The 13,108-nt window shown below is 71.4% G+C and carries 11 protein-coding genes; 6 read left to right on the top strand and 5 right to left on the bottom strand.

Annotation, left to right across the window (positions count from 1 at the left end; all coding sequences use genetic code 11):
* Nucleotides 1–32: 32 nt before the first annotated feature.
* From IBL26_RS05390 to paoA, 5 genes are all read right to left on the bottom strand, one after another.
* Nucleotides 33–1,001, bottom strand: a complete 969-nt coding sequence (locus IBL26_RS05390) for a TAXI family TRAP transporter solute-binding subunit (protein ID WP_187783441.1) — start codon at nucleotides 999–1,001, stop codon at nucleotides 33–35.
* On the bottom strand, nucleotides 998–2,713 hold the full coding sequence (locus IBL26_RS05385; RefSeq protein ID WP_187783440.1) for a hypothetical protein: 1,716 nt from the start codon (nucleotides 2,711–2,713) through the stop codon (nucleotides 998–1,000). The genes IBL26_RS05390 and IBL26_RS05385 overlap by 4 nt, the downstream gene beginning before the upstream one ends.
* 326 nt (nucleotides 2,714–3,039) lie before the next feature.
* A complete protein-coding gene (locus IBL26_RS05380) occupies nucleotides 3,040–5,247 on the bottom strand; it encodes a xanthine dehydrogenase family protein molybdopterin-binding subunit (protein ID WP_187783439.1) in 2,208 nt (735 codons plus the stop codon).
* Nucleotides 5,248–5,259: 12 nt separating this feature from the next.
* Complete coding sequence (locus IBL26_RS05375; RefSeq protein WP_187783438.1) at nucleotides 5,260–6,237, bottom strand: FAD binding domain-containing protein; 978 nt, start codon at nucleotides 6,235–6,237, stop codon at nucleotides 5,260–5,262.
* A complete protein-coding gene (gene paoA, locus IBL26_RS05370) occupies nucleotides 6,234–6,893 on the bottom strand; it encodes an aldehyde dehydrogenase iron-sulfur subunit PaoA (RefSeq protein WP_187783437.1) in 660 nt (219 codons plus the stop codon). Before paoA ends, IBL26_RS05375 begins: the two co-directional genes overlap by 4 nt.
* 391 nt (nucleotides 6,894–7,284) lie before the next feature.
* Between paoA and IBL26_RS05365 the strand changes: the two genes are divergently transcribed.
* The 6 genes from IBL26_RS05365 to IBL26_RS05340 all read left to right on the top strand — a co-directional run bounded on the left by IBL26_RS05365 (nucleotide 7,285) and on the right by IBL26_RS05340 (nucleotide 13,062).
* Nucleotides 7,285–8,466 (top strand): acyl-CoA dehydrogenase family protein, encoded by a 1,182-nt coding sequence (locus tag IBL26_RS05365; RefSeq protein WP_187783436.1) that lies wholly within the window; start codon nucleotides 7,285–7,287, stop codon nucleotides 8,464–8,466.
* Nucleotides 8,463–9,224 (top strand): PIG-L deacetylase family protein, encoded by a 762-nt coding sequence (locus tag IBL26_RS05360; protein ID WP_187783435.1) that lies wholly within the window; start codon nucleotides 8,463–8,465, stop codon nucleotides 9,222–9,224. Before IBL26_RS05365 ends, IBL26_RS05360 begins: the two co-directional genes overlap by 4 nt.
* The gene (locus IBL26_RS05355) at nucleotides 9,221–9,820 is read left to right on the top strand and encodes a class I SAM-dependent DNA methyltransferase (RefSeq protein ID WP_187783434.1); all 600 of its coding nucleotides are present in this window, start codon (nucleotides 9,221–9,223) and stop codon (nucleotides 9,818–9,820) included. Before IBL26_RS05360 ends, IBL26_RS05355 begins: the two co-directional genes overlap by 4 nt.
* Nucleotides 9,821–9,899: 79 nt before the next feature.
* On the top strand, nucleotides 9,900–10,976 hold the full coding sequence (locus IBL26_RS05350; protein WP_187783433.1) for a glycosyltransferase: 1,077 nt from the start codon (nucleotides 9,900–9,902) through the stop codon (nucleotides 10,974–10,976).
* A complete protein-coding gene (locus IBL26_RS05345; RefSeq protein ID WP_187783432.1) occupies nucleotides 10,973–12,019 on the top strand; it encodes a glycosyltransferase in 1,047 nt (348 codons plus the stop codon). The genes IBL26_RS05350 and IBL26_RS05345 overlap by 4 nt, the downstream gene beginning before the upstream one ends.
* Entirely contained in the window at nucleotides 12,016–13,062 is a 1,047-nt protein-coding gene (locus IBL26_RS05340; RefSeq protein ID WP_187783431.1) for a glycosyltransferase, read from the top strand. Before IBL26_RS05345 ends, IBL26_RS05340 begins: the two co-directional genes overlap by 4 nt.
* Nucleotides 13,063–13,108: the final 46 nt, after the last annotated feature.

Raw genomic sequence — 13,108 nt, 5'->3', positions numbered from 1 at the left:
CTTCCCTTCCCTTCCCTTCCCTTCCCTTGCGCCTAACGGACTGCGTTGAAGCGGGTCCAGCCCGGCACCTGGGCCGCGAGGTTCACCTCTTTCCATTTCGGATGACGCGGGGCCTGCAGGAAGGCGGGGAAGCGGGACTGGAAGGCCTCGACGAAGCGGGCCACCTTGCGGTGCCGCTCGGTGCCCGGTTGCCAGGCGTAGACGGCCATGACGGCGCCGACGGCGATGGTCTCCACGCTTTTGCCCTGCGGCACCAGGCCAGGGTAGTCCGCCGCGCCCAGGGTAGAGGGCAGGTAGGTTTCGATCAGCGCCGGCGTGGCGGCGATGGGCAGGAAGTGCAGGCCGCTGCCGGCCGGCACGCCGCTGAACAGCCGCGCGGGCTTGCCGGCGATGAACACCATGGCCGCGATCTCGCCCTGGCGCAGCCTGGTCAGTGCCACGTCCTGCGTATCCTGTGCCATGCGGGGCTGGATGCCCAGCAGGCCGAACACCAGCGCCGCCGTCATCGCCGTGCCGCTGCCAGGGACGTCGATATTGACGGTCTTGCCTGCCAGGTCCTGCAAGGTTCGGATGTCGGCGTGGGCGAGGATATGGATTTCCTCGTCATACAGCTTGGCGATGTACTGGATCATGCTGTCGATGCCGGGCACCAGCCTGCGGCCGCGCGCGTAGGCCAGCGCGTCCGACTGGACGATGCCGACATCGATGCCCCGCAGCAGCATGATATCCGTGATGTTCTGCACCGAGCCCTTGCCGAGGATCGGCAGCACCCGCAGCGCATCCCCGTCATCCAGCACGGAGGCGAGGTCGGCGGCGATGCGGATATAGGTGCCGTCCACCCCGCCGGCGATGACGCCGACGGTGCCGCCATTGGCCTGCGTCACCATGGCGTTGACCATGGCGAGGTTCTGCGCCTCGGCCGGCTGGGTGGCGGTTGCGGCGGCCACGCTGGCCAGCAACAGGCCGCGCCGGGTGGCAGGGGGCAGGGTCGGCTGGTTCATGGGGCCTCCAGGGCTTGGATGCGCTGTGCCACCGGGGCGCCACGCGCGGCGGCGCGGCGGTACCAAGCCAGCGCGGCGGCGGGGTCGGGCCGCAGCCCCCTGGTGTGCAGGCTGGCGAGGGTGGCGGGGTCGTAGGTCTCGGCCAGGGCCACGGCGGCGCTGGCGCTGCCGGCGGCCTCCGCCCGCTCCAGAAAGCGCCGTGCGCCGGAGATATCGCCGAAGGAGAGCAATACCTCCGCCCGGCGCAGCATGGCGGCGACCAGGGCGGGCTCCGCCACCGCTGGCTGCGATGGAGGCGGGTCCTGGACGGGCCGGGCGGGCACGGGCGCGGCGGCCATTCCGGCCGAGGTGGTTACGCTGCCGGTGGCCCTGGGTGTTGGCGGTGTGGGTTGGGGCGCTTCGGTGGCAATGGCACCGACCGCCGCCGGAGCGGGTAATCGTTCTACTGCCGGCGGTGAGGGCGCGGCGGTCGCGGCTGGCGGCAGTTCGGCGACTGGTGAGGGCAGCGCTGCGGTGGCGTTGTCCATGGCCGGCTGTCCGGCCGATGGTGGCAGAGGCGTTTCGGCGGTGGCCCTGGCGCCCGGGGGCGGCTGATCTGCCGGAGGTGGCCGTTCCGTCGCCATCGGAGCAGGTGTTTCGGCTATCGGTGCAGCCTGGCTCTCTGCTTCCCCTCGCACAGACGCTTCCACAACGCCGGTCCGCGCTGCAGCCGTCGCAGACGTGCTATCCCGCGCAGGCAGAGCCAGCCCTCCGGCACCGGCTTCCGGCGCCGACAAAGCCAGGGGCTGCGGGTCCGGCGATTGAGCCGGTGACGCCTGCGCGCCCTCAGGGGTCTCGGCGCGGACAAACTCTGGAATCAGCCACCGTGCGGTCATGGGGCTTGGCAGCGGCGCCGTGGGCGGCGTGTCCTGGGTCGATGGCACTTCCGGCAACACCGGCGCAGGCACCGTCACCAGAAAGGCCGGTGAAGCAGCCACCGGCACCTCCCAGCCAGGGGGCGCCTGCAGCGCGGCCAGCGTCACCAGGGCAGGCAAGGGCGCTTGCGGCGTGCCCTCGCCCGCCACAGCGGGGAGTGCGGCCGGTAAGGCCATCGCCCAGGCCAGCGCTTCCCCTTCTGGCATTGCCGGGATCGCTTCGAGTTCAGGCAGGGTAGACGCGAGGAGCGGGACGGGTGTCCCAGGCAGGGTCTCCGCTGCCGGCGCTCCGGCCAGGGCCGAGGCCGTCCAACGTGGCCACACGCTGTCCGCCGCCGGCACAGGCGGGGGCGCGGCCATGGTCTCGGCCGGCGTTGGCATCGTCGGTAGGGCGGCGGCCAGGCGCGGCAGGGTGGGCGGCGGCTCGGCCTGCCGCGGTGCCGGCCATAGTAGCCAGCAAGCGGCCACGCCGGCGCAGGCCAGCAGGGCCGGCACCAGCTTCCGGCGCGGCGCGCGCGGCTGCGCCACTGAGACCTTCGCCGATGCCGTCGCGGGGGCCTTCGCCAGCATGGCCTGCAGCGCCTCCACCCAGCCGGAAGTGGGGGAGATGCCGATCCGCTCCTCGAAGGCAAAGGCCTCATGCAGGATGGAATCCAGGTGGGGGATATCCTCTGGCCGCAGGCGGCGATGGATCACCGGCAGATGCCCCGGATAGGCGGCGCTGAAGCCGGCCCTTGCCAGTCCCTGGCGGAAATGCGCGGGCAGGTCCTCCGTCCAGGCGGGCGGCAGTTCGAACAACGCGACACCGCCATCGGGGCGCAGCAGGACAATGGGGATACGGAGCGGGCCGAGGCTACAGTGGCTGAGCAGTATCCAGCCGCACTTCAAATGTTCCGACGTGAATGCCGAAGCATTGTCGGAATATTTTACGGTTCCTGCCCTGACATTCTTCCACGATGTGTCCCGCATGGTCGCCTCCGGAACATCGTCTGATTGCTTGGATAGGGATGTTAGACTGTGCGCAGCCTGCGGGCCATGTTTTCGTTACGGCGGCGCGCGGATGAAAAAAGGGCCTCCGAGGAGGCCCTTCCGTCGCGCTGCACCCAGACCTGGGATCCTGCCGCTCAGGCCTGCGGCATGCCCGCCTTCAGCAGCTTGTCCAGCGTCAGCGGATAGTCGCGGATGCGCACGCCGGTCGCGTTGTAGACCGCATTGGCCACGGCGGCGCCGACGCCGCAAATGCCTAGCTCGCCAATGCCCTTGGCCTTGATGGGGGAGGATTTGTCGTCCTCCTCCTCCAGGAACACCACGTCCATATGCGGGATGTCCGCATGCACGGGCACCTGGTACTCGGCCAGGTCGTGGTTGATGAACAGGCCGTGGCGCTTGTCCACCACCGCCTCCTCCATCAACGCGGCGCCGATGCCCATGGTCATGCCGCCCAGGCACTGGCTGCGCGCGGTCTTGGGGTTCAGCACGCGCCCGGCCGCCGCCACGCTCAGCATGCGGCGGATGCGGATCTCGGCGGTCTCCACATCCACCCGCACCTCGCAGAAATGCGCGCCGAAGCCGGCCTGCTCGTATTGCTTGCTGAAGTCGCCGAAGGTGATCTCGGCCTCGGCAGAGAGCCCGGCCTCGCCGGCCACCTCGGCCAGGGTCAGGCTGCGCTGGCCGGAACGGACGGTGCCATCCTCGAACACCGCCTCGTCATTGAAGCCGGCCCGCTGCGCGACGATGCCACGCAGCTTCATCGCCGCCGCATAGACCCCGGCGCCGGAGCTGTTGGCACCCCAGGAGCCGCCGGAACCCGAGGCCTGCGGGAAGCGGGTATCGCCCAGCTTCACCGTCACCGCGCCGACCTCGAGGCCCAGCATCTCCGCCGCCACCTGCGCCAGGATGGTGTAGCTGCCGGTGCCGATATCGGTCATCTGCGTCTCCACCGTCAACCGGCCCTGGCCATCCAGGTGCAGCCGCGCGCCGGAATCCATCACCGGGTTGGGCCGTACCGCGGCGGCGACGCCGAGGCCGACCAGCCAGCGCCCATCCCGCACCTGGGCCGGGCGCGGGTTGCGGGCGTCCCAGCCGAAGCGGCGAGCGCCCTCACGCAGGCATTCCACCAGCTTGCGGGTGGAGTAGGGCTTGGAGGGCCCTTCCTCCGGATTATAGGCGACGTCGTTGCGGATGCGCAGTTCCACCGGGTCCATGCCCAGTTTCTCCGCCAGCTCGTCCATGGCGCATTCCAGCGCCAGCAGGCCCACCGCCTCGCCCGGGGCACGCATGGCGCCGGCGAAGGGCAGGTCCAGCGTCGCCAGGCGGTGCCGGGTCAGCCGGTCCTTGCCGGCATAGAGCAGGCGGGTCTGGCTGGCGGCGCCTTCCGCAGTGCCGCCGCTCTCCTGGTCCCCGGACCAGCTTTCATGCGCGATGGCGGCGATGCGCCCCTCAGCATCGGCGCCGATGCGCAGGCGCTGGATGGTCGCCGGGCGATGGGTGGTGTGGTTGAAGATCTGCTGCCGCGTCAGGGCCACCTTCACCGGGCGGCGCAGTTGCCTGGCCGCCAGCGCGCTGAGCACCGCATCGCCATACACCACCAGCTTGGAGCCGAAGCCGCCGCCGATATAGCGGCTGACGACGCGCAGCTTCTCCGGCGGCATCTGCAACGTCGCCGCCACGCCCTCCGCCGCCCAGTGCAGGATCTGGTGGGAGGTGTAGAGCGTCAGCTCGTCACCCTCCCACACCGCCGTGCTGGCGTGCGGCTCCATCATCGCGTGGGACTGGTCGGGCGTGGTGTAGGTCACGTCCAACTGCACCGGCGCGGCGGCGAAGCCGGCGTCGAAGTCGCCGGCCCTGGTCTCGGGCTTCACCATGCCAGGCTCCGGCGCCACGGCGCGGCTGCGCTCCTGCGCCAGGTCGTAACGGCCCGGCTCGGCGGCGTAGTCCACCTTTACCAGCCGGGCGGCGGCGCGCGCCTGTTCCAGGCTTTCGGCCACCACGAAGGCCACGGCCTGGCCGTGGTGCAGCACCTCGGTCCCCTGCAGTTGTGGCGCGGCATAGTCGCTGTCCTTGCCCTGGGCCGGGGCGTTGCGGTGCGTCAGCACCAGCAGCACGCCGGGCGCGGCCTCCGCCGCCGCGGTGTCGATGCCGGCGATCTTGCCTTTGCCGATCTCGGCGCCGACCAGCCAGCCATAGGCGGCGTTGGGCGCCTCCTCGTGATACTCGTAGGAATAGTGGGCGCGGCCACTGACCTTCAGCGGGCCGTCCACCCGGTCCAGCGGCTGGCCGATGACGCGCATGCGGTCGGAGGGATTGGCGGTGGCGGGTGCGTTGAAATCCATCGTCCGGTCCCCTTAGCCCTGCATCGCCTGCGCCAGCGTGCCAGCCAGCACCCGGCGCGTCAGCGGCAGCTTGAAAGCGTTCTGCTCGGTTGGGCGGGCGCCCTGCAGCACGGCATCCGCCACGGCGTTGGCGGCATCGGCGCCCTGGCCGCGCAGGCGGTCCTCCGCCTCCGTCACCCGCCAGGGCTGGTGCGCCAGGCCGCCGAAGGCCAGGCGCGCCTGCGCCACCTTGCCGCCTTCCGGCACCAGCACGGCAGCGACCGAGATGGTGGCGAAGGCGTAGGAAGCCCGGTCCCGCACCTTGCGGTACAGGTGCACGCCGCCCACCGGCGGCGGCAGCGTCACGGCGGTGACGAACTCGCCATGGCGCAGCGCCGTCTCCACCTCCGGCGTATCGCCGGGCAGGCGGTGGAATTCAGCGATGGGGATCTGCCGGGTGGCGCCATCCGCATGCACCGTCTCCACCACCGCATCCAGCGCCCGCATGGCCACCGCCATGTCGGACGGGTGCGTGGCGATGCAGTGCTCGCTGGTGCCCAGCACGGCCAGGTTGCGGCTGAAGCCGCCCAGCGCGGCGCAGCCGGACCCCGGATTGCGTTTGTTGCAGGCCTGCGCGGGGTCATAGAAATACGGGCAGCGCGTCCGCTGCAACAGGTTGCCAGCGGTGGTGGCCTTGTTGCGCAGCTGGCCTGAGGCACCGGCCAGCAGGGCGCGGGAGAGCACGGCGTAATCCCGCTTCACCCGCGCATCGGCGGCGAGGTCGGTATTCCGCACCAGCGCGCCGATGCGCAGGCCGCCTTCCGCCGTTGGCTCGATCCGGTCCAGGCCCAGGCGGTTCACATCTACCAGATGCGTCGGCACCTCGATCTGTAGCTTCATCAGGTCGAGGAGATTGGTGCCGCCGGCGAGAAACTTGGCGCCCGGGTTGGCGGCGACGGCGGCGGCGGCCTCGGCGGGGGTCGAGACCCGCTGGTAGGTGAAGGACTTCATGCGCCGCGCTCCTGCACTTCGCGAATGGCTTCGACGATGTTGGGGTAGGCGGCGCAACGGCAGAGATTGCCGCTCATCCGCTCCCGCACCTCGTCCTCGCTGAAGGAGACGGCGTTCAGGTCGGCGGTGACGTGGCTGGGGATACCGGCCTTGATCTCTTCCAGCACTGCGACGGAGGAGCAGATCTGCCCGGGCGTGCAGTAGCCGCACTGGAAGCCGTCATGCTTGACGAAGGCGGCCTGCATCGGGTGCAGCGCATCCGGCTGGCCCAGGCCCTCAATGGTGACGACCTCGTCGCCATCATGCATCACGGCCAGCGTCAGGCAGGCATTGATGCGGCGGCCGTTCACCAACACGGTGCAGGCGCCGCACTGGCCGTGGTCGCACCCCTTCTTGCTGCCGGTCAGGTGCAGATGCTCACGCAGCGCGTCCAGCAACGTCACGCGCGGGTCCAGCGCCAGGCTGCGCTCCTGCCCGTTCACGCGCAGAACAACGGCTTCCGTGCCACCCGGCGTCGTGGCGCCCGGTGTCGCGCCGGGCGTGGCGTTCGGGCCGGCACTCTGCGCTTCCGCCTTGCCGTTCAGGGCGGCGAGGCCGGCGCCACCGGCCGCCAGGACCGTCCGGCGGCAGACGCCCGGGGGTGCGTCATCGTTCATCAATCTGTTCCTGACAAGCGTTGTGGCCGGCTGTCCCGGCCCATTTCCTTGGCGCCGCTGCGGGCACCGCCCGGGCAGGGGCGTGTGTCAGCAAGGTGCGGCATGCCATATCGTCTGGCGGAAGCGGTGCGGGCTTTCCGCCCCGCTTCCGCCCTGCCCGCTATAATCGAGCCAGGGCGGCCCCGGTTGCAGCGCGCCGCTGAAGGTTCCGCGGACGAATCGCCAAAAGCCCTGCTCCAGCTTGGAACGTTGCAGGGCCATTGCGTCGGGATCGGGCCATGCGGAACGGCACCGCTCGTGGTCGCCGCCGCATAACGTGAAGCCTGTGCCGCAACGAACGGCCAAGCCAGACATTCTTCCCATTCATGGAAAAAATTCCCGGAGAGCAGGCATGGCCAGCTTGAGTGCAAGCGTCGCCTCCCTGCCGCGTCCCCTGCGGTCCGCGGCGCTGCTGGGTCGCCTGCGCGCGATCGCGCCCGAGATCGAGGCCCGTGCCGCTGAGCTGGACAGCCAGGCTGGCGCCCTCCCCGCCGAGGACATCGCCCGCCTGGGCGATGAAGGCCTGCTCATGGCCCCCCTGCCGACATCCTTCGGCGGCTGCGGCTGGGGTGTGGAGCCCGGCACGGCCCGGCCGCTGTTCCAGGCCCTGCGCCTGGTGGGTCGCGCCAGCCTGCCGCTGGGCCGGTTGTTCGAAGGCCACGTGAACGCGCTGCGGCTGGCCTTCCACCATGGCACCGCCACCCAGCAGGCCAGCGCCGCCGCCGCCGCGCGGGCCGGGCAGCTCTTCGGCGTCTGGAACGCCGAGGACCCGCAGCACGGCCTGTGGCTGGAGCCGGATGCCAGCGGCGGCGGCATCCTGCATGAGGGCAAGATCCTCTGCTCCGGCGCCGGCCTCGTCGGCCAGGCGCTGGTGACGGCGCGTAGCGGGGCCGATGGACCTTCTCTGATGCTGATCCTGCCGCTGGAAGGCCAGCAGCAGCGCGCCGACCTCTCCCGCTGGACACCGAGCGGCATGCGCGCCTCCGCCACCGGCAGCTTCGATTTCGAGGGGATGCAGGTCGCGCGGGACGAGATCCATGGCGGGGCGGATGCGTACTTCACCCAGCCGGGCTTCTCCGGCGGCGCCTGGCGCTTCCTGGCCGTGCAGCTGGGCGGCATGGAGGCCCTGGCCGAGGCGTTGCGGCAACACTTCCTGCGCACCGGCCGGGGTGCCGACCCGCACCAGGCCGCGCGCTTCGGCCAAGTGGCCACGGCGGTGGAGACGGCGCGGCTGTGGGTGCAGCGCGCCGCCGTGATGGCCGAGGATACCGAAAGCCCGCCGGAGCAACTGCTACCCTATGTCGACCTTGCCCGTGGCGCGGTGGAGAGCGCGGCGCTGGAGGTGCTGGAACATACCCAGCGCTCCGTCGGCCTGCAGGCCTTCATGCGCCCGGCGCCGGTGGAACGCATCGCGCGCGACCTGATGACCTATCTGCGCCAGCCGGGCCCGGACCGGGCGCTGGCCTCCGGCGCGGCGGCGTGGCTGCACGCGCCACTGCCGATGGGCGATGCCTGGGACGAAACCCTGCCGTGAAGGCTGATGCGTATCTACGGGCGGTAGAGGCGTTGCCCCTGGGTGGGCTGGATGCCCTGCTGCCGGATGGCAGCGGCATCACCGTGTTGGCGCCGCATCCGGACGACGAATCCCTCGGCTGCGGCGGGCTGCTGGCACTCGCGGCGGCGGCGGGGCGGCCGGCGCGCATCCTGGTGCTGTCGGATGGCGCCGGGTCGCATCCCCATTCCCGCCTGTTCCCGGCGCCGCGCCTGCGGGACCTTCGCCGGCAGGAAGCATTGGATGCGGCCGCCGCGCTGGGCGTGGCCCCCGATGATGTCGGTTTCCTGGACTGGCCCGATGGCGACGTGCCCGCCGGGGGTCAACGGCTGGAGGACGCCTCCCGTGCCGTGCTGGATGCCGCCGGGCAGACCACGCTGGTGGCCACGCTGGGGCTGGACCCGCACAAGGACCATGAGGCCTGCTGGGCCATCGGCCGCCGCGCGGCGGCACTGGGCGGCCTGCGGCTGCTGGGCTACCCGGTCTGGAGCTGGCGCTACCTGTACCCGGAGATGAACGAGGGGCTGGGGCCGCTGCCCGCCGCCGAATGGGCCGGCCCGCCCCAGGGCATGCGGCTGGACGTCGCCGCCATGCTGCCGCGCAAGCAGCGCGCCGTCGCGTCCCACCGCAGCCAGCTGGGGCAGGTGATCGGCGACGCCCCGTCCGCCTTCGCCCTCTCCCCCGCCGTGCTGGCGGTGCTGCAACGGCCCTTCGAGGCCTATGTGGAAGCCGCCGCATGACCTCCCTCCCCAGCGCCCATTTCGATGCGATCTATGCGGAGGACCCGGACCCGTGGCGCTTCCGCAGCAGCGCGTATGAGCAGGGCAAGTACGCCGCCACCCTGGCCGCCCTGCCCCGAGACCGCTACCGGCGTGGTTTCGAAGCTGCATGCTCGGTCGGCGTACTGACGCAGATGCTGGCGGGGCGGTGCGACAACCTGCTGGCCACCGATGCCGCCGCCGCACCCTTGCAGACGGCGCAAGAGCTATGTGGGCATGCCCCGCATGTCCGCTTCCGCCAGGGGCGCATTCCGGAGGACTGGCCGGACGGGCCGCACGACCTGATCGTGCTGTCGGAAGTGCTGTACTACCTGGATGCCGCCGACGTGCAGCGCGTGGCTCGGCAGGCGGCGGCTTGCCTGGAACCGGGTGGGCATGTGGTGCTGGTGCACTGGCTGGCCGCGGCGGAGCCCCCCTTCCCGTTGCGCGGCGATGCGGCTTCCACGCTGTTCATCACCGCCGCCGCGCCGCAGCTGCGCGTGCTGGCCGGGCACCGCACGCCGCAATACCGCTTGGATCTCCTGCAAAGAATCGAAGACAGCGTATTGCCGCGGTAACGAATCACCCATCTCCGCCGTTATCCATGGCGGCCCGAGATCGCCGCGCTTCGCATCTTCCCTGGAAGGACCACGCGGCATGCGGATCGCTGTACTGGCACATCTGAAGTACCCGATTGCCGAGCCCTTTTCGGGGGGGCTGGAAATGCACACCCACATGCTGGTGCGCAAGCTGCGCGCCATGGGCCACGACGTGCGGCTCTATGCAGCCGAGGGCACGGACCCGGCGCTGGAGCCCGTCATCATCTGCCCACCGACCGGCACGCCGACCGAGCCGCGCGAGATCGAGGCCGTGGCATTGCGCGAGCACGAGGCCTACACCCGTATCATCGGCATGCTGGCGGCGGAACGCTTCGATATCATCCACAACAACGCGCTGCATTACCTGCCGCTGACCCTGGCCCATACCCTGCCGGTGCCGATGGTGACGGTGCTGCACACGCCGCCTTTCCCCGACTTGGCCAACGCGGTGGCGGAGATGGCGGCGCCGGGCCCGTTCATCGCGGTGTCCGAGACGGTGCGGCAGGCCTGGGCCGCGCTGGTGCCCGCCCGCGTCGTGCCCAACGGCATCGACCTGCTGCAATTCCGCGATGGCGCCTCTGCCGTGCCGCCGCATGCCTTGTGGTCCGGCCGCATCGTGCCGGAGAAGGGGCTGCACCTGGCGATGGATGCCGCAAGGCTGGCCGGCATGCCGCTCCGCATCGCCGGCCCGCGCAGCAATGCCGCGTACTGGGAGGAGATGATCGTGCCGCGCCTGCATGACGGTGCCACCTATCTCGGCCACCTGACGCATGATGCGCTGGCGGCGGCGATGGGCGAGGCGACGGTGGCGCTGTGCACGCCGCGCTGGGAGGAACCCTACGGGCTGGTTGTGGCCGAGGCTTTGGCCTGCGGCACCCCGGTTGCCGGTTTCGCTCGCGGTGCCTTGCCGCAGTTGCTGGATGCCACGTGCGGCCGGCTGGCCGCCGCGGACGACATTGTCGGCCTCGCCGGCTGCATCGCCGCTGCTGCCCGCCTCTCCCGCCACGATTGCCGCGCCCGGGCGGAAGCGCTCGGCGATGCGACCGGCATGGTGCGCGCCTATGAAGCGATCTACCGCGCACAGGTTGCCGCCCCCGCGCCCCGGATACTCGACATCACGCCGGAAGCCGGATGAGCCGCGACGCCGTCATCTGCGTACCGGCCCGCGACGAGCGCGACTGCCTGCCTGCCCTGCTGCGTTCGGTGGCGGCGCTTGAGGGACCGGTGCGGCCGCGCTTGCTGATCCTGGCCAATAACTGCGCCGACGATACCGCCGCGCTGGCCCGCGCCGGCCAGGGCGGGCGCATCGACCTACGCGTGCTGGAGGCCCGCTTCGCCCCCGCCGAGGCCCATGCCGGCAGCGCCCGCCGCGCCGCCATGGCGGCCGGCGCCGATTGGCTGCGGGAACTGGGTGCCATGGACGGCGTCCTGCTGAGCACCGACGCGGACGCGACGCCGCCGCCTTGCTGGCTGCAGGCGAACCTCGCGGCGATCGAAGCCGGGGCCGATGCCGTCGGCGGCCGCATCCTGCCGGAGGATACCGACCACCACCCGCTGCCGCCCACCCTGCGCTGGCGCTACCAGCAGGTGGAACGCTACTGGGCCGCTGTCCGCGCCGTCGCTGACCGGATCGACCCGCTGCCGCACGACCCACCGCCCCGGCATGGCAGTCACACCGGCGGCAGCCTGGCCGTGACGCTGGCGGCCTTCCTGGCTGTGGGAGGCATCCCCGCCCTGCGCAGCGGGGAGGATAACGCCTTCATCGCGGCGCTGGAGCAACAGGGCCTGCGGCTGCGCCACGACCCCGCTGTCTGGAACACCGTCTCCGCTCGCCGCGAAGGCCGGGCCGAGGGCGGCATGGCCGCCGAGATGCAGCGTTGGGACCAGGCCGGGGAAGCGCCGATGCTGCTGCCCTCCGCCGCCTTCTGGTGGCGGCAGGCGCAACGCCGGCGGCAGATCCGCCAGGCCTGGCGTGGCGATACGCGTGCGCTGGCCACCCTGCTGGGCGGCACGGCGGCGGAACTGGCCGCCCTGGCCGCGGCCAGCCCCAACGACATCGCCTTCCTCGCCCGGGCCGAAGCGCTATTGCCCGCCAGCCCCGCCGCCCCGTGCCAGGAGATCGAGGCCGCGACACGGGAGATGGAAACCATGGCCGCACGGGATATCCTGGCCGCATGAGGCCGATCGGATACTACGTGCATCACCACGGCATCGGGCATTGGCAACGCGCACGCGCCATCGCCGCGAAGCTGCACCATCCGTGCACTCTGATCGGCACCTTCGATGCCGCGCAGCAGTCACAGGCCGGCATCCCGCTGCTGCCCCTGCCGGACGACAAGCTGGACGCACCGCCCGCCCGCCCCGGCGCGCACCCCGCCACCGCCGCGCTGCATTACGCACCGCCCGGCGCCGATGTGCTGCGGCAACGCGCCGCGCTGCTCTCTGGCTGGATCCGCGACCATCGGCCAGCGCTGATGGTGGTCGATGTCTCGGTGGAGATCGTGCTGCTGGCCCGGTTGTGCGGCACGCCCGTCGTCTCCTTCCGCCTCGCCGGCCGGCGGGACGACCCACCCCACCTCGCCGCCTTCGAGGCCAGCGAGGCGCTGATCGCCCCCTTCCCGGCCGAGCTGGACGAGCGCGATCTGCCCGCCTGGATTCGCGAGCGCACGGTCCATGCCGGATTGCTAGCCCCTGCTTCCCCTAACCAGGCACCGGGCAAGCCGCGGCGCATCGCCGTCGTCCTCGGCCGCGGCGGCAGCGCGTTGGACCCGGCCGCCCTGCTGGCCGCCGCCGCAGCCACCCCGGGCTACCATTGGCAGGTCGCCGGCCTGGCCCGGCCCGCCGGGCCAATCCCCGCCAATATCGAGATGCTGGGCTGGGTGGATGACCCCGCCCCGCTACTGCGGCAGGCCAGCCTCGTCATCGGCGGCTGTGGCGACGGGCTGCTGGCCGAAGTGGCCGCGCTGGGCCGGCGCTTCATCTGCATCCCCGAGCCACGCCCCTTCGCCGAGCAAGCCGTCAAAGCTGACCGCCTGGCCGCCCTGGGCTGCGCCATCACCCTGCCCACCTGGCCCGATGCCCCCGCCTGGCCCAGCCTGTTGCAGGAAGCCGAGGCGCTGGACCCGGCCCGCATCGCCGCCCTGCACGACGCCAGTGCCATCACCCGCACGGCCGGCTTCATCGATGGTTGCGCGGAGGCGGTGACGGTACGCTACGGGTGATCGGGTCTTAGCAAGCCAGCTTCACTTTGCTGTTCAGGACTCGAGG

The organism is Teichococcus aerophilus (assembly GCF_014490485.1).
GTDB classification, from domain to species: Bacteria; Pseudomonadota; Alphaproteobacteria; order Acetobacterales; family Acetobacteraceae; genus Pseudoroseomonas; species Pseudoroseomonas aerophila.
Note: the sequence above shows the minus strand (reverse complement) of the source record. Positions and strands in the feature narration are given on the sequence as shown.